The sequence below is a fragment of the Prevotella sp. AM23-5 genome, from assembly GCF_003473645.1.
Taxonomy (GTDB): domain Bacteria; phylum Bacteroidota; class Bacteroidia; order Bacteroidales; family Bacteroidaceae; genus Prevotella; species Prevotella copri_A.
The window spans coordinates 53,264-78,579 of record NZ_QUCG01000008.1 but is presented as its reverse complement, the minus strand read 5'-3'; the positions used below and the strand labels follow the sequence as shown (position 1 = coordinate 78,579).

General features: G+C 47.2%; 19 protein-coding genes. 7 read left to right on the top strand and 12 right to left on the bottom strand.

Features of this window, described 5'->3' with window-relative positions; genetic code table 11:
• The first annotated feature begins 319 nt into the window (after nucleotides 1-319).
• Complete coding sequence (locus tag DW657_RS03585; RefSeq protein ID WP_118311434.1) at nucleotides 320-1,987, top strand: DUF262 domain-containing protein; 1,668 nt, start codon at nucleotides 320-322, stop codon at nucleotides 1,985-1,987.
• A gap of 86 nt (nucleotides 1,988-2,073) precedes the next feature.
• Here the strand turns inward: DW657_RS03585 and DW657_RS03580 are convergent, their stop codons facing one another.
• From DW657_RS03580 to DW657_RS03555, 7 genes are all read right to left on the bottom strand, one after another.
• Nucleotides 2,074-2,508, bottom strand: coding sequence for an N-acetylmuramoyl-L-alanine amidase (locus DW657_RS03580; RefSeq protein ID WP_118311433.1), 435 nt, complete (start codon nucleotides 2,506-2,508; stop codon nucleotides 2,074-2,076).
• Nucleotides 2,509-2,597: 89 nt separating this feature from the next.
• The gene (locus DW657_RS17645; protein ID WP_153096108.1) at nucleotides 2,598-2,693 is read right to left on the bottom strand and encodes a smalltalk protein; all 96 of its coding nucleotides are present in this window, start codon (nucleotides 2,691-2,693) and stop codon (nucleotides 2,598-2,600) included.
• A 228-nt stretch (nucleotides 2,694-2,921) separates the two neighbouring features.
• Nucleotides 2,922-3,509 (bottom strand): DNA-binding protein, encoded by a 588-nt coding sequence (locus DW657_RS03575; RefSeq protein ID WP_118311432.1) that lies wholly within the window; start codon nucleotides 3,507-3,509, stop codon nucleotides 2,922-2,924.
• Between the two features lie 185 nt (nucleotides 3,510-3,694).
• Nucleotides 3,695-3,904, bottom strand: a complete 210-nt coding sequence (locus tag DW657_RS03570) for a DUF4248 domain-containing protein (RefSeq protein WP_089542560.1) — start codon at nucleotides 3,902-3,904, stop codon at nucleotides 3,695-3,697.
• 534 nt (nucleotides 3,905-4,438) lie between these two features.
• Nucleotides 4,439-6,571 (bottom strand): VapE domain-containing protein, encoded by a 2,133-nt coding sequence (locus tag DW657_RS03565; RefSeq protein ID WP_118311431.1) that lies wholly within the window; start codon nucleotides 6,569-6,571, stop codon nucleotides 4,439-4,441.
• Between the two features lie 804 nt (nucleotides 6,572-7,375).
• The gene (locus DW657_RS03560; RefSeq protein ID WP_118311435.1) at nucleotides 7,376-10,561 is read right to left on the bottom strand and encodes an efflux RND transporter permease subunit; all 3,186 of its coding nucleotides are present in this window, start codon (nucleotides 10,559-10,561) and stop codon (nucleotides 7,376-7,378) included.
• 18 nt (nucleotides 10,562-10,579) lie between these two features.
• Nucleotides 10,580-11,677: an efflux RND transporter periplasmic adaptor subunit gene (locus DW657_RS03555; RefSeq protein ID WP_118311430.1), complete on the bottom strand. Its 1,098-nt coding sequence runs from the start codon at nucleotides 11,675-11,677 to the stop codon at nucleotides 10,580-10,582.
• Between the two features lie 151 nt (nucleotides 11,678-11,828).
• Here DW657_RS03555 and DW657_RS03550 point away from each other — a divergent pair, with 151 nt between their 5' ends.
• Nucleotides 11,829-13,049: a glycoside hydrolase family 27 protein gene (locus tag DW657_RS03550; RefSeq protein ID WP_118311429.1), complete on the top strand. Its 1,221-nt coding sequence runs from the start codon at nucleotides 11,829-11,831 to the stop codon at nucleotides 13,047-13,049.
• Between the two features lie 258 nt (nucleotides 13,050-13,307).
• A complete protein-coding gene (locus DW657_RS03545) occupies nucleotides 13,308-14,252 on the top strand; it encodes a hypothetical protein (protein WP_118311428.1) in 945 nt (314 codons plus the stop codon).
• Nucleotides 14,253-14,362: 110 nt separating this feature from the next.
• On the opposite strand, the gene DW657_RS03540 is transcribed toward DW657_RS03545, so the two are convergent.
• From DW657_RS03540 to DW657_RS03520, 5 genes are read right to left on the bottom strand one after another with little or no spacing between them, the layout of a single operon-like run.
• Complete coding sequence (locus DW657_RS03540) at nucleotides 14,363-14,962, bottom strand: AbgT family transporter (RefSeq protein ID WP_233546599.1); 600 nt, start codon at nucleotides 14,960-14,962, stop codon at nucleotides 14,363-14,365.
• Nucleotides 14,952-15,677 (bottom strand): DUF5932 domain-containing protein, encoded by a 726-nt coding sequence (locus DW657_RS03535; RefSeq protein WP_089542569.1) that lies wholly within the window; start codon nucleotides 15,675-15,677, stop codon nucleotides 14,952-14,954. Before DW657_RS03535 ends, DW657_RS03540 begins: the two co-directional genes overlap by 11 nt.
• Nucleotides 15,674-19,204: a DUF5112 domain-containing protein gene (locus tag DW657_RS03530; protein ID WP_118311426.1), complete on the bottom strand. Its 3,531-nt coding sequence runs from the start codon at nucleotides 19,202-19,204 to the stop codon at nucleotides 15,674-15,676. Before DW657_RS03530 ends, DW657_RS03535 begins: the two co-directional genes overlap by 4 nt.
• Nucleotides 19,205-19,209: 5 nt before the next feature.
• Nucleotides 19,210-19,881, bottom strand: coding sequence for a bifunctional 4-hydroxy-2-oxoglutarate aldolase/2-dehydro-3-deoxy-phosphogluconate aldolase (locus DW657_RS03525; protein ID WP_089542570.1), 672 nt, complete (start codon nucleotides 19,879-19,881; stop codon nucleotides 19,210-19,212).
• Nucleotides 19,882-19,903: 22 nt separating this feature from the next.
• Nucleotides 19,904-20,926 carry a sugar kinase gene (locus tag DW657_RS03520; protein WP_118311425.1) on the bottom strand — a complete coding sequence of 341 codons (1,023 nt, stop codon included), beginning with the start codon at nucleotides 20,924-20,926 and terminating at the stop codon, nucleotides 19,904-19,906.
• 385 nt (nucleotides 20,927-21,311) lie between these two features.
• Here DW657_RS03520 and DW657_RS03515 point away from each other — a divergent pair, with 385 nt between their 5' ends.
• From DW657_RS03515 to DW657_RS03500, 4 genes are all read left to right on the top strand, one after another.
• Nucleotides 21,312-22,376, top strand: coding sequence for a substrate-binding domain-containing protein (locus DW657_RS03515; protein WP_118311424.1), 1,065 nt, complete (start codon nucleotides 21,312-21,314; stop codon nucleotides 22,374-22,376).
• Nucleotides 22,377-22,455: 79 nt separating this feature from the next.
• Nucleotides 22,456-23,766, top strand: a complete 1,311-nt coding sequence (locus tag DW657_RS03510) for a Na+/H+ antiporter NhaC family protein (protein WP_118311423.1) — start codon at nucleotides 22,456-22,458, stop codon at nucleotides 23,764-23,766.
• 48 nt (nucleotides 23,767-23,814) lie between these two features.
• A complete protein-coding gene (locus DW657_RS03505) occupies nucleotides 23,815-24,510 on the top strand; it encodes a hypothetical protein (RefSeq protein WP_118311422.1) in 696 nt (231 codons plus the stop codon).
• Between the two features lie 67 nt (nucleotides 24,511-24,577).
• On the top strand, nucleotides 24,578-25,264 hold the full coding sequence (locus DW657_RS03500; RefSeq protein ID WP_118311421.1) for a glycoside hydrolase family 25 protein: 687 nt from the start codon (nucleotides 24,578-24,580) through the stop codon (nucleotides 25,262-25,264).
• Nucleotides 25,265-25,316: the final 52 nt, after the last annotated feature.

Genomic DNA, 25,316 nt, shown 5'->3' with positions numbered 1-25,316 from the left:
GGAAGACTTAACGGTATTGTTGTTGAAAACTGGATAAAGTAGTTTGTACGGAGCTTTTGGATAAGTTCTGCCACACTTGGCAATTTTGAATGAGGGTCCCACAGATATCACGGATTCCCACAGATTTTTTTGTCTATGCGGTTGGATAAAGGGCACGCAGATTTCGCAGATGACGCAGATCTTGACCTGTCCGGTCTGGGGATTTCGCAGATTTCGGGTATTTCGCTGATAACTTGCAGAATTCTTGCTTTTTTCTTGGTCGTTTCGAAGAAAAAGCGTAATTTTGCAAAAATGACGTAAATAAGTTAAGTATAAAGCAATGAACGGTATACAAAATACAAGTACAAATAGTTTTAGTACCATTATTGGTAACAACAAGAAGTTCATGGTTCCAAAGTTCCAAAGGGATTATTCCTGGACTTCAGAACAATGGGACGATTTATGGCAGGATGTGGAAACTATGATTAACGAAAAGGATGATCACTATATGGGTTATCTCGTCTTGCAGACTGATGACGACAAGAATTATTTGATTATTGATGGTCAACAACGATTTACCACTGTAACCATACTTATTCTTGCTGCTATTAAGTGTATCAAAGGCTTTGTGGAGCGTGGCATTGATGTTGAGGATAATTTGCAAAGAATTGATAGTTTGGTACATAATTATATTGGCAAGAAAGATTCTGTAACTCTGGTCTATGACAATGTTCTTGTGCTCAACCGTAACAATGATGGCTATTTTAGAGATTATATTGTCAAACTTGGAGATTTGCGTGTCCGCAACTTGAAGAATTCTGAGAAATTGATGAAGCGTTGCTTTGATTTTTTTGAACAGAAACTTATCGGTAAGTATGCTTCTGGAAAGGAATACGCACAGTATATTCAGACTGTAGTTGACCATTTGTATTTTACACAAATAGTTGTCAATGACGAGATGAATGCTTTTCGTGTATTTGAAACATTGAATGCAAGAGGCGTGCAGTTGTCTTCTTCTGATTTGCTGAAAAACTATCTTTTTTCATTGGTCGATAATACATCGGCACATTCAAGCAGAATCGATGTGCTGGAAGAAAAATGGGCAAAGCTTACAGATAATATCCGTACGGAAAAGCTGCCTGAGTTCCTGCGATACTATTGGAATGCCGGACATAAGTCTATACGTGCTAATGCTTTGTTCAAGACCATCCGAAAGGAGATTGTTACAGACAAGGATGTTTTCGTTTTGGTTGATGACTTATACCGTTATAGCGATGTATATATGGCTTTGACAGACTCTAATGATGAGTTGTGGCAGAATGATTCAGAAATAAAACAATGTGTAGGACTGTTGAATATTTTCAGACTCAAACAGCCTTTTTCTGTTTTGATGGCAGCAAAATTGAATCTTTCTGATGTTGAATTCAAAAAACTCTTCAAGACCATTGTCAAGATTTGTTTCAGATACAATGTGATTTGTGATCGCAATCCTAATGATCAGGAAGGACCATTCAATTCTCTTGCCATGTTTATAGCTAAAGAAAAGAGGATAAATAGTCAGCTTCTGTCGCCTATAATTGTGGATGACAAGGTCTTTGAGAATTCTTTCTCTGATAAAGCTTTCCCATATAACTCTCGTAATGCAAAAATCGTGAGATATATTCTTGCAACTATTGAGAAGCATAATGGTTCATCGCAGGCGGTAAACTTCAATGATGATGATGCAACAATCGAGCATATTCTGCCGCAGAATGCAGATGAGAGTTGGGAAATGGATGAAGAAAAACAACTTCAGCTGGTCTTTCGTTTAGGTAATACCTGTCTTTTAGAGAAAAAACTTAATATGGGTTTGAAAAATGGCTCTTTTGAGGAAAAGAAAAAGGTTTATGCCTTATCATCTTATATTGATGCACAGATGATAGCTGGTTATGACGAATGGAACGAGAGTAAAATTGTTAATCGCCAAAGTAAGATGGCACATGTGGCGGTGAATATTTGGAAGATATAAAAAAAAGCCCCAACCTTATGCGGGAACATAAGGTTGGGGGAGAAATGAGATGAGTACGGAAATTTATATTTGATGAGAGGAGGAGACTAGATGTGGAAATGGATGTTGGAAAGCCACTTCTTGACATCAAAACATGGACACTCCTTGTGGACACCGGGGAGATCTCTGTGGCCTAGGATCTCGGCTTCAGGATAGTCGGTACAGAGACTCTTCAGAAGCTCTCTCATCGCTGCCTTCTGCGCTGGCGTGCGGGTGTCGGCAGGACGACCATTGGCATCCAGACCACCCTCGTAACAGATGCCGATGCTGTGGGCGTTGTAATGACGGGCATGAGCTCCAGGCTCCGACTCCGGACGGCACGGATAAATCACTCCGTCCTTCGTGATGTAATAGTGATAACCGATGTCACGGAAACCACGCGCTAAATGACACGCCTCCAATTCGCCTACCGTGAAGTCCTGGGTGACTCGGGTGGCACTGCAGTGGATGACGATTAAATTGATCTTTCTGTTCTTGATCATAGGCAACTCTTGTTAATGATTACTGAATACTGATTACAGAATACTGATAACTGAATACAGAATACTGATTACTGATGAGGGATTCATTCCTATCCCTTGCAGCTCTGCACGCAGACGGCAGAAGCGATGGCGGTAAGTACTGTGATAATAAGATTGATGATCTTCTTGATGGTTTCTTTTCTCATGGTCTGATGATTTACTAAAACTTGATTTTCAAAAACTTGATTTACTAAAACTTGATTCAACTGAAATGTTCATAACTAGGGAGATATCCTAAGAAGGAAGCCCTATCACCCAGACACCCGTTCAGAGCTTGCTTTTGATGATTGTTGCAGATGATTCCTGCCTCTTGATGCTCTCGGAATGCCCCTGACGCCATACGGCTCCCTTCTTTCAGATTTTACTATTCTCGGCTACAGACTTACGTTGTCGTCGCCGCCTCCATCTGTCGTTCCGCTATCCGTGGTTCCACCGCCACCCTGCTGGGTGTTATCGGTGTTGCCACCACCGCCTTCAGTCTGGCTGCCACCACCTGATGGATTATCCTTGCCGGTATTATCCGGATTCCCTGGATTCACCGGATTCCCTGGATTCTCCGTTACAGGAGCTGCCAGATTGATGAGCTTGATCGTGGTGTCAAGATTCTCGGTCTTGAGCTCGCCAGTGGCTCTGGCTCTCAACTTCAATCCCAGGATGTACTTCGCCACGTTGTAGTTCTCCTTGGTAGGTGCACCGCCCTTCACCTTCAGTCCGAGGGAGAAAATGGCTATGTCGGCAAACTTCACATTCTTGCCCAAGAGGAGCAACTCCTTGGTGCAGGCTGCTGCATCGGTCAGCATACCGAGGATGGCACCCTTGCTGTAAGGGGTGTTGTGGCTAGCCATGTGAGCGGCGAGCTCTTCGAGTCCGATGGTCTCATCGGATACTACTCGTGGAAACCATTTGCCGCAAGCTTCGGCAATCTTCTGGTTCGTGTTCTGGTATAAGACAATTCTGATCATAACGTTTAAATGGTTAAATTATTAAAGTTAATCGGCGCTGCGCATTGCCCGTGGTTCTTTCTGAATCACAATGCAAAGATACAACATTCAGAATCCGCCATTCACGGTTTCTCACGTTTACTCACGGTTTCTCACTGATTTTCACGTCTTTTTCTGAAGATAAGCCCGGAAGGATGAATTTCTTCCTATGGCTCGCCCAGATAGTCGAAGATATGGGCAACCTGTATCGGACTGAATTCCTTCGACCATTTGGTGTAGCCGCTCTTCACCAGAACATCGTGGAGAGGCTTGCAGCGGTTGATCCATCTTCTGAGATGGGCACTTGCCACTTCGGGAGTGGCATCAGGGAAATACTCAAGAGCTAACTCTTGCTTGGAATAACATTTCTGTTCCATATTGATTGAAATTTAAAAGTGATTGACTCTTGACTCAAGTTTTGCATATAAACTCCATACGCCCTGAAAGGGCAGAAGCTCCTAGCCCAGGGCATCGCCCTGGGTATATGTGGACGCAAGCCTGTCGCCCTGTAGGGGCAAAAGCTTTCAAGTACCTAGCAATTTACAAAGCTTTTGCCCTTACAGGGCGTCTTGTTGACTGCCATTATACCCAGGGCGATGCCCTGGGCTAAGAGCTTTTGGGCCTTCAGCCCGTTCTTGAACCACATGCGAAACTTAAGTGACTTGTTTACGATGCCTAAGTGACTTACTTACGACCCGTAAGTGACTTGCTTAGGATGCCTGAGTGACTTGCTTAGAATGCTGGAGATTTTTTGCTCCGGTATGACACTTATGACACTTATGACAGGCTTTTCTTGAAATCTCTCTCACGTAGGCGGGCGGGAGGCCTTTCTGGAAAATTTTTCCTGCCCGCCCGCGTGAGGAAAGTTTTAGAAAACAAGTGTCATAAGTGTCATAGTGTCATAAACGGCATCAGAACGGAAGGTTGTTGCTGGCATCGATTCCCAGGGAAATCTGATAGTTCCGAATCTCTTCAGCCGTACGGACGATGGCGATGAAACCACGGCATCTTGTATTGCGAAACCTCTTGAATCCCAGGTCGCTGAATGCCTTGCCAATCTTCTGGCTGCTCAGCTTCTGAGTGATGTTGCAGCCGATGATCTGCATCGCCCGGGCTACGGACACAAACTCCCCTGTCTCTCCCTCCGAAGGCTTCCGGAAGTAGAGATCCACCAGTTCCTGTTCGAGGCGTGGCGTCTCGAATTTGCTGTTGTGGCGGTTCTGCCGCTCTATCTCTTCATCCGTAAACCAGTAGCGGTAGCCGCTCTTGTAGAGGGCATAAGCCTGGGCATAGATGCCGGGATGATTGAAGGGATGCTGGCGAGGGGAGACGATGCTCTCTACCTCGAAAGGCAGCCAGCGGCGGGTACCCGTAGGATCGTTCAGGAACTCAGGATTGTTGCCCGTACCGCAGAAACTGTTGATATGCTTGCGCTGCTCGGTATAGTGGGCATAGGCGGCTCGCTCGTTGATATACTGCATCGTCACCGCAGCCTTCAGCTGGTTCATCTCCGAGGCAGACATCGTATCCAGCTCCTCGCAGCAGATGAGGGCGTACTGCGAGAGGGCGATGAGGTCATCCTTCGTCATTCGCTTGGCATTAGTCTTCGTGTAGAAGTACTGCTTCAGCTCCGGCGGAAGGAGATGGTTGAACCAGGTGGTCTTGTTGGCACCCTGTCTTCCGATATAGACCAGGATGACATTGTTGACCGCCTCTTCGTCCAGCCAACCTGCAATCATTGCCACGAGCCACTTTTTCAGGCATTCCTCGAAGCTCAGCACGGAGCTGTCGGTATCCTTCACCTTCACGGTGGCAGCGAGTTCGGCGATGTAGTCCTTGTCGCCCTCCTTCCAGGGCGGGAGATGGGCGAAATAATCCTCGAAGGGATTGAATACGGGCGTATAATCGCTCTCGATGATATTGCGCATATCCAACTTATTTACCTTCACCGTGAGCGACATCTTGGTCCAGAGCGAGTTGACGTGTCGGTCGAGGAGTATCTGCCATTTTGGCGGTTTGTCGGGAGCGGCGGAAGCGGCGGAAGGTGATGCGCCTTCTGGGATTTCCTGGAACTCGTATCGCTGGGTGATGAGATTGTATCGGAGACGGATATGCTCATCGAGAAAAATTCTGATTTCCTCGACCGATGCGAAGCGGTTGTCACTGCCGCCATTTCCACCGCCTCCACCACCTCCTCCTGATGCCTTTCTGCTGGCACCGGGGGTGTTGTCGTAGCACGACTTAATGACCTGTTCCACATCATTATACTCAGGGAACTTCTGGAGAGCCCACTTCAGTACATCGGCATGGGCATAGCGCTTTCTGGCGAGCATATAGCCCGCCCGCATCACATATTTGTTGTGATTGTGCGGCTCGTAAATAATATTGTCGGCTGCGAGTTTCGGTTTGATGATTTGCTCGTAGTAGGTGTTGATGCGGTCCTGTTTCTTCAGCTGCTGATTCTTCTTCGTTGCCTTGGTGTGGAATTGTGAAATTTCCTCGGCGGTGAAGGGTTTGGCACAGGATTTGTAGTATGCATCGGGATCGTAGGCGAGTCCGCTGAGCCGATTGACGTTCTTGCACTGGAAGTCGGCTTCTTTGCCAATGAGCTGCTGATAGTAGTCATTGCCCTTGGCGAAGGCAGCGGGGTAGTCATCTCCCTCATAGGGATAGATGACTCGGATACCATTGCCGCTCATCGTGATGTAGCAGAGCAGGGTATGCGGATCGTCGCAGAGTTTCTGTTTCAGGGCGTTGAGAGCCGTGATATCGGGAGGCACCTCGGGGAAGAGCTCATCGAAATCTACGAGAGATAGGTGGGTGAGTTCCCGGATGTTGTCCTGGCCTTTGCCTCCTTCGAGGTAGCAGGCTGGGGCAAAGAGGGGTGCATCCGCCTTAAAGGTTTTTTTGCCTGTTTGACGGTAAGACTGGGTGAGGAACATGAGTTTCTTATCGGTTTTCATGAATGAAACCAGGCTTTCGAGGTCTCCCAGTATGGGAGTCTTGCTGGTCATGTTTGCGAATTGTGATACTTTTTTCTTCATTTTATCATCTGCTATTGTTGGTAAAGCGGATTGTTCCGTTTACATGATGTTGTGAAAGGAGTTGGGGATAGGCAGTATCTCGCTGGTTTCATATCGCAAAGTTACAAAAAAGGATAGAAATGGCGGTTCCCGTAGTGGGAACTGACAGTTTAAATACATCAATTTTTTAAGTTTTTTTAATTATGATCAAATCAAATTATCACGTTGACATGAGTCAATTTGGCAAAATTTTGGTTGAAGTAATGAGTAAGTATCATATTACTTATTCTGGTTTGTATCACACCACTGGTGTGAACAAGGGGTACATTTCCGCAGTCTGAGGAGGTCAGGCTGATTATCATCACAGCATTTATGTGAGAATTGTTAATGGGCTTGAGGGCTGGATTCCGGAGAAGGATTATCCGGATATTAGAGATAAACTTATCCATGCATCGTTTGGGGATAAGGTATAGGGGCTCACAGATTTTATTTTATTATTCATCGGATCACGCCGAGTTATCGGAACATTCTTGCTCCACGGATTACGCACGGAATTTAAACGGAGTTTGGCCTTACGGCCATTGGGCTAGCGCCGTAGCGTGTCACTGCTTCAGGGAGTATCGCCTCGACCGAACAGGTCGCTTTCCGTGAAAATCCGTGCGTAATCCGGAAAGCAGCAAAGAAATCCGATTCATCCGCGTAATCCGATGAATAATAAAAATCCGATGAAGATAAAAAAATAAAGGCTGGTAGGAAGTTTTCCTGCCAGCCTTTTTTGCTTCTTTATTTGCCTTTTACCTTGCTTTTTGATACTGTATCTTCTGCTTATTCACAGGATGTCTTTTTCCTCAAGCTATACTTTCCGTGCTTATCGAATACAATCCAATAGAGCACAGGAAGGATGGTGGCGATGAGCACCATCGAGATGAGGGTTCCGAAGAAGATGACGGCTCCCATCGGAGACCACAATGTGTTGTTCTCTATCATCATCGGCAATACGCCTACCGAAGCTGCTGCTGAGGTGAGGAAGATAGGACGCATACGGCGCTCACCAGCCTGAAAGGCGGCATCTCTTACCGAAAGACCCTTGTCGCGGCGAAGCTCCTCGGCATAATCGAGCATGATGATACCGTTTCTTACCAGAATACCCATCAGACTCACGACACCCAGAATGCAGGTGATGCTGACATCGAAGCCGGTAATCAGGAGTCCTATCGCTGCACCGAAGATGCAGAGCGACATGGAGGAGAGATTCACCAGAGCCAGGCTGATGCGCTTGAAATGGAAGAGCAGAATGAAGAAGATGATCAATACCGCTATCAGCACTCCCGATATCACCTGTGGCATGGTTTCGCCATCCTTTTCTGCCATACCGCCAATCTCCCAATCCAGATCGGTACCGAGCGGGAGTTTCGATACTTCCTCTTTCAGCTTGTTGGACAACTGGTTGGCATTATAACCTCTCAACGGTTCACCGACGATGGAAATGGTGCGTATGCCATTGCGTCGGACGATGCAGCCATCGTGCCAGTCGGGAGAAATCTTAGCCAGCTGACGGAGCGGCACACTCGATGTTCCGCCCATCACAGGGATGTATTCGTTGGCAAGGTCGCTGTCGTTCTCCGACTTCAGTACCATCTTCACCGGATAATCGCCTTCCCAGAGGGTGGACATCGGAATGCCATCGCCAAAATGAATGGCAAGATCGGCAGAGAGCAGCGTCTTGTTCACACCCAGACGGTTGGCCTCGGTAGCATCCGGCGTAATCCGGATGCCCGGCAACGGCTCCTCGAAATTGGTACGGATCAGATTGATACCTTCTATCTGATGCATGCAGGTGGCTATCTTCCTGGCGGCTGCTTTCAAATCGCTGATGCTGTCGCCGCTCACTCTTACTTCGATAGGGTAGCTGGCATTGTTGTAATCCATCTGCTTGAAGCGGATGTAGCAATCCGGGAAGTAGTTGGAGTAGCGGTCGGCATATCGGTCGAGTACCTCTTCGGTGGCACCGTTATCTACTGTATTCACGATGAACTGGGCAAAGTTGGGTCCTCCAATCTGCGGAGCGTAGGTGGTATGGAAACGGGGTGAACCTTGTCCGATAAACGTGGTTACCGCCGTTACCTGCGAGTCGCGCTGCAGGACGTGAGCCATCGAATCTGCCACCTGTGCAGTTCTATCGGCTGTGGTTCCGTTAGGAAGATAGAACTCCACGGCAAACTGGTTTCTCTCGGCAATAGGCATCATTCGCTGCGGAAGATTCACGAAGATGACGGCACCGATGCTTACCAGCACCACGCCCACGATGAGGGTGATGCGAGGACTGGCGAAACAGTGCTTCAACAGCCAGGTGTAACCCATCTGCAGATAATCGAGCGGCTTCTTCCTGGCGTTGGGGGTAGGCTGACTGCTGATGCCCTGATGAATCACCCTATATTGTAAATAAGGTGTAAGCAGCAGCGAAACCGTGAGCGAGATGCTCAGGATGATGAACATTGCCCAAGGGAACGACTTGACGAAATCGCCCATGTCACCATGCATGGTGAAGAGGAACGGGAAGAAGGTGAGCGAGATGCTGAGCGTGGCGGAGAGTACCGACATGAAAAACTCGCGTGGGGCAGCGATGGCTGCGTGCCAGCGCGACATGCCGTGGCCCAGCTTCTCCATATAGTTGTCGATAATGACAACGGAATCATCCACCACCATACCCAGGGTTACGATGAGGGCAGCCAGGGTGACTGTGTTCAGTTCCATACCGAAAAGATAGAAGATGCCCACCGAAGAGAAAATGGTGATCGGGATGCTGAGGGCGGATACCTCTGCCACGCGGCGTGGCATAAGCAGGATGACCACGATGATGACGGAGATGACCGAGATGAGCAGTTCGCGAAGGAAGTTGAGCACTGATTCGCTCACCACCTTGCTCTGGTCGGTGATGGTATTGATATGCACATCATCGGGCAGGGTCTGCTCAAACTCATCCATCGCCTGGTGAACGTCTTTTCCCATCTTCACGATATCATTGCCCGGTCGCATCTCGATGGAGAGGAGCACGCATTTGTTGCCGTTGCTCTTGATGTATTTGCTCAATTTGGGATATTCTCTCCTGATATGGGCAATATCCTTCAGGCGCACGATGTTGCCCTTGGGGTCGGAATAGACAATCTGCTCTGCCACATCGCGCTCGTTGTTGTAGGAGTCGGTGATGTGGATAGGCAGGTTGAGGTTGCCCAGCTCCAGGTTTCCACTCATGGTGGTGAAGCCCTGTAGGGCGAGCTGGTTGAGTACCTTGTAGGAACCGATGCCGTATTTAGCCAACTTGTTCTGGTCCAGATAGATACTGATCTGTTCGTTCTCCAGTCCGTAGGTACGGAGGTTGGAGATGGCATCGATGCGGCGCAGGCGGTCCTTCAGCCGGTCGATGTAGGTGTTCAGTTCCCGATAGGTTTTCTGCTTGCTTTCCATCGTGATGAGCAGGGCAGAGGTATCGGCGATGTCGTCCACTGCCTGCAGGGCGAGAACGCCTGATGGAAGTGATGCCTTGAAGGCCTGCAGTCCGTGCTTGAACTTGCTCCAGAAGGCATCCCTGTCTTCTACATCATCGTTGAGTTCCAGGAATACGATTAGCATGCCGTCCTTGCTCTGGGTGTAGGTCTTCTTCTTGTTTACTTCCTTGTATCCGAAGATGAAATTCTCCAGCGGTTTTGCCACCCGTTCTTCCACCTCATCGGATGTGGCACCGGGATATACGGCAACGCAGGCACCCTGGCGGATGGTGAATTGCGGCATTTCCTGCTTAGGCATGATGCAGATGCCCAGAATGCCCACGAAAACGAGCATACCCATGAGGAGCATCACGATATTATGGTTGCACATCGCCGATTCGATGAACGAACGCTTGATGATGCGGTTGGGTTTTCTCGTAATGCGAGCCTTGATATGGTCGTGAAGGGCGGTGTCCTTCTGCGGAATCCTCGGCTTGCTTGTATCTTGATTTTTGTCTTGATTCATATCTTTTCCCTCCACAATTTATCGGTTGTTACTCTTTCCGGTATCAACCTTCATACCTTCTGATACCTTCTGCTGACCATTGATGATGACCTGGTCGCCAGTATGAAGTCCCGAGAGAATGATGATGCCATCTCCCTCGAAATCGCCTATGGTTACAGGTTGCTGGTGCGCCTTGCCGTTTACTACGGTCCAAACGAATCGGGAGTTATCTACATCCAGTTCAACGCTTTGCGGCGGAACGATGATATGAGCCGGTGCTGCTGCGCTGCCCTGAATCTGGGCGTTGCAGACCATACCCGGGAGCAGACGACCCTGCGGATTGGTGATACCCACCTTGATGTCGTAGGTATGCGAGATAGGGTTGGCATCGATGCCTTTTTCTGAGATGGTTCCATAGAAGACGGCTCCTGAAAGAGCGGCAACCGTCAGCTTCACCTTGTCGCCTACGTGGAGATGCGAGATTTCTGCTTCGGGTACGGAAACCTTGGCGTTGACCTGAGCCACATTGGCGAGTTTCAGCACGGGCTGACCAGGAAGTACGTAGGTTCCCATATCCACATTCTTGGCAGCGATGACGCCAGAAAACGGAGCGGTGAGGGTAGAGTGGGAGAGTTGCTGACGGGCGATGCTTTCGGCTGCCTTCGCCTGTTCCAGTTTACTTTCTATCTCCACCCATTTCATATCCGAGATGGTTCCCGACTGATGGAGGGGCAGGAATCTCCTGTAGGCATCTTCTGCCTGCTTCAGGGTGGTGAGGGTAGCCCGGTGAGCCTCCTTCACGGTAGTAGGGTTGATGGTGGCGAGCAACTGACCCTTGCTGACTCTGTCGCCCTCATCTACACGGATGGAAGTGATATTTCCGGCGATTTCGAAACTGAGTGTTGATCCCATCTTTTCCTCGATGGTACCCACATAGTCTTTCATTCCCCCCAGGTTTGTATTTCCTACAGAGATTGTTTCCACCTTGATATTCTTCTTTTCCATCTTCCTGGCTTTTTCCGTACATCCTGTCAACAGCAGGCAGAATCCCGTAATCATCAGACTGCATCCCATGAATATCAGACAGCTGCTACTGCATTTCATGAGCCATCCTGTCATACCATCTTTCTTTTTCATATCTTCTTCTTTTTATTATTTTTTTGCAAAGGTATGAAATAATGGCGAATGTAAGGGGAACAAAGTATTAAATATGTTTAAGAACTAACGTTTTTTTAGAAAAAAGATGTACCTTTGCATATTGGAATAAACCATATAATTAAAATTCAATATGAAGAAAATCTTATCTATTGCTTTTGCTGCCTTATTGGCAACATCTTCTTTTGCCCAGAAAAGCGAAACGCTGCTGGAGCGCAACCAATTAGCAAAAACTCCTCCTATGGGATGGATGACATGGAACCTCTTTAAAGGTGACATCAGTGAACAGCTGATCAAGGAAACTGCCGATGCCATGGTAGAACATGGTTTCCGCGATGCCGGTTACGAATACATCTTTATAGATGACTTGTGGCAGGGAGGTCGTGACCGCCATAATAACATCATTCCAGACCCAAAGAAGTTCCCGAATGGTATCAAGGCGCTTGCCGACTATGTACACTCCAAGGGATTGAAATTGGGTATCTATTCTGATGCCGCCCAGCTTACCTGCGGTGGATGGACAGCCAGTTATGGTTTCGAGGAGCAGGATGCCCGCACCTTTGCTTCATGGGGTATCGACTATCTGAAATATGACTACTGCAATGCTCCGGAGGACAGTGCCACAGCCCGTAAACGCTATCATACGATGGCTCAGGCTTTGAGCAAATCGGGTAGAAACATCGTTCTCGGTATCTGTGAATGGGGACAGCGCAACTGCGAAGAATGGTGCGAGCAGGTAGGCGGTTCGCTCTGGAGAACCAGCTATGATGTAAGAGATATGTGGAAAGATATCGTGAAACAAGGCGGTATGGGTATTCTCGATATCGTGAATATCACAGCACCGCTTGCCAAGGATGTTCGCCACGGACAGTGGCCTGATATGGATATGCTGGTTGTGGGATTGAATGGCAAGGGCGGACCATCCAGTGACCTGGGTGGTGTTGGCTGCAGCTATACTGAGTATCAGACCCAGATGAGTATGTGGTGTATGATGTCATCAGTACTGGCATTGAGCAACGACCTGAGAAAGCTTTCTGCTGAGGATAAGCGCATTCTCCTGAACAAGGAAATCATCGCCATTGATCAGGATCCGTTGGGCAAGGCTGCTGAGCGCAAGGTAAATCAGGCTGATCATCAGATTTATGTTCGTCCTTTGGCAAATGGTTCTCATGCCGTTGCCATTCTTAACTGTGGTGATAAAGATAAGTCTATTCAGGCAGATTTCAAGCAGTTGGGCTTAAACGGCAAGTATCTGGTAAGAGATGTATGGCAGCATCGCGACATTGCCAAGAAGGCAAACAGATGGAAAGGTACCGTGAAAGCTCACGAAACCAAGGTGTTTGTATTGAAATAAGCTATAAGTTGGGCTCTCTTTCTAAGTAAGAAGAGAGCCCCTATTATTTTACTTTTAAGGGACGTTATGATAAATAGTGATTATGAAAAGCATCGTTTAGGGAAATTCCTCTATCGGTTTAGGGAAAATCCTTACTATACCTCCAGAAATCGCCTTATCTTTGCAGCAGAAATCAGAAAGATGACTGAATTGACGATGATTCGGGAATCTGATGGTTTCCTGGAAAATGGAAGTTTAACATATTAATAAGATAAGATTATGAAGAAGTTTATCATAGCACTAGTAGCAATGTTCATGATGACATTCACTTCTGCATCAGCAATGAGTTATGAACAGGCTCGCCAGCAGGCGCTGTTCCTGACAGACAAGATGGCTTACGAGCTGAATCTGACAGATGATCAGTATGAGGCAGCTTATGAAATCAACCTCGACTATCTGATGGGCGTAGATACTTACGACGATCTCTACGGCATCTATTGGCGTCAGCGTAATCTCGACTTGAGCTATATCCTTCTGGATTGGCAGTATCGCTCATTCTGTGCCGCAAGCTATTTCTACCGTCCTCTTTACTGGGATGGTGGTTACTTCCACTTCGGCATCTATGCACGCTACCCACGCAGAGATTACTTCTTCTTCGGAAGACCTCATTTCTATGCTGTATATCGTGGTGGACACAGCTGGAGAATGAATGGTGGCAGAAGCTGGTATCACGGACGTGAGTTCGGCGGTCCTCGCCCTATCGGTGTTCGTGGTCAGGAACCTAGATTCGGTATGCGCGATGGATTCAACCGTGGCGATTATGGTCGTGGCAAGACGTTCGGTAACCTCAATCGTCAGAGCAGTACAAGAACTACGGTTACACGTGATCATTCTTTCGGCAACAGTCGCCAAAATAATGCTACCTTTGGAAGCGGTGTCCGTGGCGGTGGCTCTTTCGGAGGTTATAACCGAAGCGGATTCGGCAGTGGCTCTACCAACAACAGCCGTTCGTTTAATAATGGTTTCACTCCACGTTCCAGCACTCCAAGCAGGGGATCTTTCGGTGGAAACCGTGGCGGCAATTCATTGAATAACAGCCGTTCGTTCAACAGTGGAAGCCGTTCCTTTGGCGGAGGCAGCAATGGTGCCCGCAGTTCCTTTGGAGGTGGTTCTTCCCGTAGCAAGAGCAATAATGGCGGCGGTTCATTCGGTGGCAGAAGATAGTTAGACCAATTTATCAAACCAAATATATACCAAAAGAAGGGACATTCCAAGTGATTGGGATGCCCCTTTGATTTTTTCAGTATGATGAATTGATGTACTATCAAAGATCCTCAAAAAAGATAATCTACAGAACTATATAATTGAATGACAAGTATATAGATGATAAAGAGAGGAGCAGACAGGCGAATCCCATCCGCCATTGCCTCTCCCATTGCCTCAATACTGTTCAGTCTTTGGCTGACTACGCCGAAAGACTGTGCCATGACAATGACCATAAAACAGATATAGGGCAAGATGCTTCTGGAAAAACTGCTGGAGGCATATCCTCCCATTACATTGAGCAGGATGGCATGAGGGATGAGTGTGAGCAACAGCATCACACCGATAAACAGGACGAATTCCAGGCAAACCAACCTCAAGGCATTGCGCTGTCGGTAAACCTTATGATCGTATTTTAACAAGCCGCTAGCCCGTAGCGTTCCCCAGGCAATGCTGATCAGCAACAGCCATACCAGCCAAGGTGACTGCAGGTTGGCGGTGAAAGTGCCGAAGAACCATCGGATACCTTCCGGGCTGAGCAATGACCGGGGAAAGACCTCGGGCATAGCGGCAGTGATGAGCCATGAAGCCAGCACCAGTAAGATCTGTGCCAGTATCAGCAGGAACATGGTATAACCACATATCCTGCTGAATGTATGACTATTCTTCATCAGCCTGTAAATTATCAATATCGATGATGCGCAACTCGCAGGCACGTACCACGAGTCGGGTCGCATTCACGCTCATTCCGTTATTACCATCAGGGAAGAGCTTCTGTACGAGTTCATTCTGCCGTTTTTCCAGACTCTTGACTCCGAACGGCATTCCTCGCAGGTTCGTGATCTGCTCCTTGGTATAACCCAGGGCGAGATGGCGGAGGAATCGCTCGTCGTACTCATCAATCTCGTAATTGATCATCGCCTCCTGATGCATCAGCTGGCTTCCTACGCTCTGCTTGAATCTATCAACGATCTTCTGGAGAATCGGCTGGTTGAAAACCAGTTTCTTTCCACTCATGCAGGAAGCCACGTCACCACGGGTCAGCAATTCTCCGCTCTTGAGGATGATGCCTTCACAGCCTGCATCGAGTACATCTACCCATAACTTCTCGTTGAGAATCTCACCGGTAAAGATCAAAACCTTCACATCAGGATACTGTTCCTTTGTACTACGGCAAATTTCTACTCCAACAGTGGTTGAGCCACCCAGACCAAGATCAAGCAGAACAAGGTCTGGCTTTTGCTGTTTGATGAGTTTCCAATAAGCGATTTCACTATCCGCAGTGCCGATGATTTCAGCTTCGGGTATGTCGTTCTTGAAGATTCCTTCTGTGCCTTTCAATTCCAGAGGCACATCTTCTACTATAATAACCTTAAATTTATTCATATCTTTGTCTTTATTATTTTTTCAGGTAAAACGATTTCTATCATGAGTTTGCCATCAGATGACGGCTTGGCAAGAATGCCACAGCCACGCAGGTTGGTTGCCTCCCCTATTTCTCTCACAATCTGGCGGGCCACCAGATATTTCATATCGCTGGTGAGCGGTGTGAAAAGATGTGGATGCCGGGTTGCGTCAAATGGAATATCGTGAAGGATATACTGGCAGGTAACATAGGCAGATGATGCGGCTGTTTCCTGATAAGTGAAGTTCTTCACTCCGCCAGTAATCAGCTTCCTGAGATATGCCAGCAAGTCAGCGTCGTATTTCACGGTTCCTTCTACCTGCTCCATTGCCTGTGCGCTGAGCATCGTGTATATTGCCTTGTAGTAATCCACCAACTCCTGCAGGGAAGTAACATCCTCCGGGGTACTGTCGATAAGCTGTCTGATTCGCGATGGGTAATACATCGTTTCGTGCTTGAGCGTAGAGAGACAGTTATCGAGTACGGAATTGGCAATGTGCAACTTTCCGTTTTCATACTCGGCACGATGCAGTTCGTCTTCAGCCATTTCTATATTCGTAGCCTCATTCTGCTGCATATCAATACTTTGCTTCAGTGCCTGCGAGATACGTTTCACCACCTCGTTGAGCTGAGGGAAAAGCTGAACGTTACGTATGTTATTGCTGCCGGATGGAGTCCAGATTCCGGTAATCTGCTTCAGCTTATCCGTGTTGGAATCACCACTGAGCAACACCTTGTTAATAGCATTGATTTTTTCTACGGCATAGCGATAACGGAGGATGTGGCGATAGTATAGCAGATAATATGCCAGTGGCAATTGTAACAGCAGGATAATCAGCAAGACGATGGCTACAGCCTTCGAGTTTTCTGAAGTCTGCATGGTTCTTACGTAGTTATCGAGCGAATTATCCGCACTCCGTTCACGGAAGAGCTGTGTATATACCTTGTTGTTACTATCGTATAGTTCCCATTTGTGGAGCGCCAGCGCTGCCACGGCACTCTCATTGCGGATATCAAGTATGACCTCGTAGTCGGTTGGCAAACTGTCGTGCAGCCAATGGATTTCGGCAGCGGTTCCTTTCATGGGATGTGACACCATCAGATATTTCCCATCAGGATTCAATGTCAGATAGTATCGGTTGAGATAGCTGCGAGCCGAATCTGCCATAGCCAGGGTCCGCTCGTAGGTACCATTGATATTACTGAAATAGGCACTGTCGGCATAGGATGCTGCTTTTTGCAGCAATCGCGATGTCTGCTTATTGCCCCAGTGCCTGTCAGTTCTGTGCTTGTCAGTTCTGTGCATAGAGGCATTATTCCGGGTGCTTCCCTGTACGGCAGATGGGATATTACAACCTATCAGCATCAAGGCAAGTATCAGTATCATTTGCATTTTCCGAATACCGCAAGGCAGTCGGAAAGTGAACTTACTACCCTTTCCCGGCTCACTCTCTGCCTGAATATTACAAGGAGAGAAGAGCGAACTGATTTTCTTGTACTTATCGATGATGCCCTTACAATTGAGCAAACCGAATCCATGTCCGCCGGTATAGGTACGGTCGAAGATATGTTCCAATGTTTCTTCATCCATACCTTTTCCCGTATCTTTTACAGATATTTCCACAAATGCCTGATGGCTCTTGGCGCTTACCACGACCTCACCTCCTGCAGGTGTAAACTTCCTGGCGTTGTCGGCGATGGTGTTAATCATGAATAGTGTCAGCGTACGGTCTGCCTTTACCGTGGCATCTGTAGGCTGTACGGTCAGTTTGACCCCACGCATTTGAAAACTCATTTTTCCTTTGGCTACAATATCGAAAAGTGGCTGGAGCGGGAAACTCTCTATGCGGAGATTGATGGCTCCCTGACGCATCTGTATCCAATCGGTGAGAATGGAATTATATTGATTGATTTTATCAGTCAACTCTGAGATATAGGTATATCGCTCCTGTCTTACTTCTTCCGTATCATTGCCCATCATCAGTCTATCTACCTCATGGATCATACGGTCGATAAATGGGGTGATGCTATTGACCAAAGAAAGCTTGGCACGCTGTTCCAGGTTGCGGCGTCTGTTGTCTGATATATGAAGCTGAACCATATTCTTGGCTTCTTCCAATTCTTCATGCTTTTCTGATAACGCATTGATATGCTGCGTATTCTGTTCTTCCCATTCATGTAAAGGTATCAGCAGGGATTCTACAGAACTTTCCTTGGTATTGCGGCGCTTCATTCTGTCGAATACATAGAGCAAGACCACAACCAAGACTATCATAAAGATTACCGCAGCAATCATCGTGTTCAGCTGGACGGCATTGTTGTCCAACTGAGTGGCACGCGCTTCCAACTGCCTATCCTGTCGGCTCTGCTCCTGCAAGTCGAGGTAAATATTGCGGTTGTAATCGCTTTCCGGCTTATCATCGATGGCAGAATAAACCAGGCTGAGCCTTTCCCGGATAGATGCCACCAGGTCGGGCGCCTGCTGGATAGCTCTGTTCTGGTTGAGTGCCCTATTCAGGCAATCGCCTGCCGATTTATAATCCTTGATCTGCCAGTAGCATTCTGCCAGTGTGCGGTATGCTCCTGCCGTCTGGTAAACGTCTCCATATTCAGAAAAGATATTGAGTGCGCGTTGCGCAAAGTTTCCTGCCAGAAGTTCCAAAGGCATCTGTTCAACATTGAGATACTGGAAAGCCGGCAGATTGTTCTTTACCAGGAAATCGCGCTGTTCCGGATCCTGAATATGTTCGCTGATAGATTGCAGTGCGTTTGCCTGCCAGTATGGATAAGGATTGCTGCCACTTGCCAAAAAGTAGAGGCGAATGAGCATATCAAATTCCGCCTGACAGATTTCCTGTGGGGTGCCATGAGTGATGGCGCCACCAGCTCCCATATTATAAAGATAGTTGAGATACTGTGCCGTATCCTGTTCCACTTCATCCGGGTCAAGATCTGCCAGCGCATTGAGCATCGGCTTGTCTAGCTGTACATAATAAAAATAGGTGGCAGCAACGATATCAAACTCACTCTTCGCATAAATGGCGCGCTGACGCTCCCGAAGAGGAAGGTTATCTATTTCCTCACCGATTCTGCGCAGTTTACGGATGGCTTTTTCCCTGAAGCTATAAAAATCCTTGTTGCGGGCCTCACGCTGACAGAGTCGCATATTCTGAACGTCGGCAATAAGGAGTTCTATCTGGTTGTCACTGCGTTCGTTTACCTTGTCCAGCCATCGCTTGGCAGTATGGTAATCCATCTTGGCAATAGCCACAAAAGCCAGGTTGTTGCAAGCCTCCGCATATCCGGCAGGATAGTCTTCGGAAAGAGCCAAAGCCTTCTCTGCCAACACTTTAGTGGAATCAAGGTTACGATAGTGAAGCGCATAAGAAAGATAATTCAGCTCATCTACTTCGCCCTTATGCGATGGCGAACAAGCTGAAAAAACAAACATCGCCACCATCATACAGATGATGGCGATGTCATAAATATGATAAAATCTTTTATGCATCCTGATTATGCACGTGCCTTAGCAATGTAGCCCAAAGCTTCCTGGCACTTGGCTGTGATGGCAGCCCAATCTGCTGCAGCAACAGTCTCCTTAGGGAAGAGCTTAGAACCCATACCTACACAGAAAACACCCGCCTTGATCCAAGGAGTAAGGTTCTCCTCTGTTGGCTCTACTGCACCTGTTACCATGATGTTGCTCCAACGCAATGGTGCCATTACATTCTTAACGAATGAAGGACCACCTACATTACCTGCAGGGAATACCTTGGTTACATCGCAACCTGCTGCCTGAGCATTGTTGATCTCTGTTACAGAACCACAACCTGGTGAATAAGGCACCAAACGACGGTTACATACTGGAGCAATGTCAGGGTTGAAGTTAGGACCAACGATGAAGTTTGCACCCAACTGGAGATACAAGGAAGCTGTACCAGCATCAACCACAGTACCAGCACCCAAGATCATTTCAGGGCACTCCTTATCAGCCCATTTTACCAACTCACCGAAAATTTCGTGAGCGAAATCGCCACGGTTGGTGAATTCAAATACGCGAACGCCACCCTCGTAGCATGCCTTGATCACGTTCTTGCAGATTTCGATATCTTTATTGAAGAATACAGGAACCATACCAGTCTCTTTCATAGCTGCCATGACCTGCATTTTGCTAAACTTTGCCATCTTCTTGTTTTAATGTTTAATGTTATCGCTGTACACGACCATTAGCATTACCGCCAGCAAGGCTCTCAACCTCGTCAACAGAAACCAAGTTGAAGTCACCAGGGATAGTGTGCTTCAAGGCAGAAGCAGCAACAGCGAACTCAAGAGCCTCGCTCTGAGTCTCCTTAGTCAGGAGACCATGGATCAAACCACCAGAGAAAGAGTCACCACCACCCACGCGGTCGATGATAGGGTTGATGTCGTAGTGCTTGCTCTGATAGAACTCCTTACCATCATAGATAAGAGCCTTCCAGCCATTATGAGAAGCAGAAAGAGACTCACGGAGCGTAGAAACGACATACTTGAAGCCGAACTCTTCCATCATACTCTTGAAGATGCCATAGTAACCCTCAGCATCAGTCTTGCCGCCTTCTACGTCTGCATCTGGCTTGAAGCCCAGGCAAAGCTGAGCATCTTCCTCGTTACCGATGCAAACATCTACATACTGCATCAATGGGCGCATTACAGAGATAGCCTTCTCTGATGTCCAGAGCTTCTTGCGGAAGTTGAGGTCAACAGATACTGTTACGCCATGACGCTTAGCTGCCTCACAAGCCAACTTGGTCAATTCTGCAGCCTTGTCGCTGATAGCAGGAGTAATTCCGCTCCAGTGGAACCACTGAGCCCCCTCCATGATCTTGTCAAAGTCGAAATCCGAAGGATCGGCCTCTGCGATAGCGCTGTGAGCACGGTCGTAGATAACCTTGGATGGGCGCATAGAAGCACCAGTCTCTGCATAGTAGAGACCTACTCTATCACCACCGCGGGCGATAAACTCAGTATTGACGCCATAACGACGAAGACCATTTACTGCAATCTGGCCAATCTCGTGCTTTGGCAACTTTGATACGAAATATGCATCGTGACCATAGTTAGCAAGGCTAACAGCAACGTTAGCCTCACCACCACCAGGGATGATGCGAAGTGACTCACTCTGGATGAAACGATCGTTGCCTTCTGGTGACAAACGAAGCATAATCTCGCCTAATGTTACAATCTTTGCCATTGTTTGATAGTTTTAATTTCTTTGTTTTTATTGTTTGTTTACTAATAGACAATTTTTTATTGTAGTTGTCCGTAACCGTTGGCAAAAGTAGCTATAATTTCTCGAATACCAAAATTTAATCGCAGTTTTTTTCAATTCTAGCCTTATTTTTTCGTATTTTTCTCACTTTTTCCCTTTTTTCTCCTTTTTTTTCGTTTTTTGTGCAAAAAAAGAGCTGTGCATTCGCACAATTCAAAAAAATGTTGTATATTTGCGCCCGAATGCTGACGGTGTGACCGCACACAAACCAGCAATTCAACAAAACATAGTAAAAAGCACAGTTTGTGCGCACAGTTATTATATAATAATGTACGTGTGATGTGCTCAAACCATAAACTTAAAAACAATGGCCGAAAGAATCAGAATCAAGGATATCGCCGAAAGAGCAGGCGTATCTGTAGGAACAGTGGACCGTGTGCTCCACGACCGCCCGAACGTGTCGAAGCCGGCTCGTGAGAAGGTGGAACAAGCGCTCAAGGAAATGAATTATCAACCTAATATGTATGCCAGTGCATTGGCATACAACAAGGCTTATACTTTTTGTCTTCTGATACCGAAGCATGAGTCGGAAGCCTATTGGGAAGAGATAGAAGAAGGTGCAAGGAAGTGCGAAGACCAGCGCCGGGATTTCCATATTGATTTAGAGATTCGATTCTATGAGCGTTCCAACGAGGATTCTTTCAAGGCTGTTTCACAAGAGATTGTTGATGCCAAACCGGAGGGAGTTATCATAGTACCATCATCTCTGGAAGTGACACGTGGTTTTACAGACCAGTTGCATCAAAAGGGTATTCCATTTATCCTGCTCGACTCATATATGCCAGACTTGCGTCCTCTCTCCTTCTATGGACAGGATTCGTTCTGCTCTGGCTACTTTGCAGCCAAGATGCTGATGATGCTTGCGGGCAATGAGAAAGAGGTGATGCTGATGAGACAGACCAAGGATGGTCATGTGGTCAGCAAGCAGCAGGATAACCGTGAGGTGGGATTCCGTCATTATATGCACGATCATTTCCCACAGATTGTCATCAATGTGCTTGATCTTCCGCTCAATGGAACCCGCAACGAGTACCAGAAGATGATGGCTCAGTACTTTGATGAGCATCCTGCTACCCATCATTGTATAACAATGACATCGAAGGCACATCTCGTGGGAGATTATCTGCTGAAGTCCAATCGCCGTGATGTACAGATCATGGGTTATGATATGGTGGGCAAGAATGCGAAATGTCTGCGCGAAGGCAGTATCTCGTTCCTCATCGCACAGCATGCCTATATGCAGGGCTACTATTGCGTGGATACCCTCTTCCGTGCCATCGTTCTCAAGAAGAAGGTGAATCCGGTGAATTACATGCCTATTGAGCTGCTGATGAAGGAGAATATCGATTTCTACCGCAGAACGCAGATCTAAGCTCGCAACGAGTACAACGGCTATCGTGAGATTTCCATTTTCAAGAATGGAGTAACATTGTAATAACTTAAAAAGAAACATGAGTAATAAGAAAGGATTGTTGGCGTTGTCGCCATTGTTTTTGTTGATTGTCCTCATCGTGGCATTCACCGTCTATTCGGTAGATGCCAGTCATAAGGATACCAATTTGTCGCTCACCGTGGCATTTATGATCTCCAGTATCTATGCCATAGCGATTTCTGGTGGTATGCCCATCAAGAGTCGTGTAGATACCTATAGCAAGGGTGCCGGCGCCAACAATCTGATGCTCATGCTGTGGATATATGTATTGGCAGGTTCCTTCGCAGCTTCGGCTAAGGCGATGGGAGCTGTCGATGCAACAGTCAATCTTGCACTCAGCATTCTTCCGGCAAGCATGATCCTGCCGGGACTGTTTCTGGCAGCCTGCTTTATCTCCGTATCCATCGGAACAAGTGTAGGTACTGTTGTGGCACTTGTTCCGATAGCTGCGGGACTCGCCCACTCCATGGACGTTAATACAGGTATGATGACAGCTATCATCGTTGGTGGAGCTTATTTTGGAGATAATCTCTCCTTTATCTCTGATACCACGGTAGTAGCTACCCAGACTCAGAATTGCAAGATGAGCGATAAGTTCCGTGTCAATTCTCTTATCGTAGTACCTGCCGCTGTTATTGTACTGGCCATCTATGCCGTGATGGGTATCGGTCTGCAGGCACCTACTGATATTCCGGAGGTAGAATATGTCAAGGTGCTCCCTTATCTGGTAGTACTTGTCACTGCTGTGGCGGGTATGAATGTGATGGCGGTTCTTACGATGGGAACATTGCTCTGTGGTGTGATTGGTATAAGCTGTCAGCTTCTGGGTGCTACCGGAGGTTACGATCTATTCGGCTGGTTCTCAGCCATGGGTAACGGAATCATCGGTATGGGCGAACTGGTCATCATCGCAATGATGGCGGGTGGCATGCTCGAAATCATCCGTGAGAATGGCGGTATCAATTATATCATCGACAAGATTACGGCACACGTCAGTAACAAGCGAGGAGCCGAACTGTCTATTGCAGCACTGGTTTCCATGGTCAATGTATGTACTGCCAACAATACGGTTGCCATCCTTACCGTAGGCAATATAGCCAAGAAAATCGGTGATAAGTTTGGAGTAGATAACCGCAAGGCAGCCAGTATCCTCGATACTTTCTCCTGCACGGTTCAGGGCTTGATACCTTACGGAGTACAGATGCTTCTGGCAGCAGGTCTTGCCAATCTGAGTCCGATGGATATCCTTCCATACCTCTATTATCCTCTGGCTATCGGTTTAGCTGCACTGTTTTCGATACTATTTCGTTACCCGAAGCGATATAGCTAGGAAGGAAGTGGCTTATTATCAATTGTTTAACTTTAAAATGAATGCACGATGGATTTTTTACAGAGAAACCTTTTTGTCAAGCTGCGTTCCGACCACTTCCATACAAAGGAGGAGATGGAACCGATGACTACCTTCAAGCAGAAGAAGATAGCCCAGATGATGAAGAACCTCAGCGATGTGCCTGCGGGTGAAGTACGCATGAACAATGGTTTCCTGAACCGACGTTTAGCCAGCATACAGGAAAACGAGCGTCATGCCATCGACACCTCTATTGAGACCATCCACTTACTTCGCATCATCGTATCCAATATCAATGGAATATTAGCAAATGGCGTTAATCTCGGTGGCATCATCGAGATGGGAAACTACCTGCGCACCAAGGGCGACAAGGTAGATTTCGTAAAACTGGAAAAATGGCTGCGCAAGCTCCGCATCCAGCGTATGGCGCAGTTGCAGGGCAGTGTACTTATCCTTTTCTTCGAATTTGAACAGGATGATATACCTTTCGTGCGCCGTGTAGAACGTGGTGCCTACAAGCTGACCCTCCGTTCGCTTTATTATAACAGTCTCGATCAGCAGGAAATTTTATTCGAGCAGACTCAGGCTGGATTCGTTCGCACCACCGGAGGCACGATGCGCAAGAACCTGCGCCGCAGTATGCGGTATCTGGAATATGCGCCCATAGAAACTATCAGTAATTTCTGCAATAACTTCTACCGCTCGCTCTCAGAAATCGAAGAATAATATAAAATATATAAAAAATAAGCATACTCTGTGACGAATTTCAAGTGATTTTCGTACCTTTGCATCTATGAAACGATTTTGTATAACAATAATATCATCAATTATAGCATTATGCGCAAGTGCGCAGGTGCAATGCGAGGATACCTGCAGTCATGTGCATGGCATAGACCTCAGCCACTATCAGGGCAATGTGTTCTGGGAAACGGTGGGCGATAACTCCAAGATGGCGTATGTCTATCTGAAGGCTACCGAAGGTGGAACCAATGTAGATAGCAAATATAAGCAGAATATTGATCTGGCGCATAGATATGGACTCAAGGTGGGTTCATACCACTTTTACCGTGCCCGTATTCCGCAGAAGACCCAGTTGGAGAATTTCATGGCTCAATGCCGTCCGGGCGACCAGGATCTCTTGCCGATGATCGACGTAGAGACCAAGAGTGGTTTGGAGACAGAGGAGTTTTGCGACTCACTCTTTAAGTTCCTGCATCTCGTAGAAAAGGCATACAGACAGAAACCGCTCATCTATACGGGTGCCAACTTCTATGACCATTATCTCTTGGGAAAGCTCGACAGTTACAAACTGATGATAGCACAATATACCAAGCGAGAGCCTGTGCTCAAGGATGGAAGAGACTTTGAGATGTGGCAATATACCGGTAAAGGAAAACTGAACGGTATCAATGGCTACGTGGATAAGAGTAGATTCATGGGCAGGCATCGATTGAGAGAGATTAGATTCAGACACAGATAAGACATTGTTACTTGGAACTTTGAACTTTATGATTAGTTTTAAGGTAAAGAGT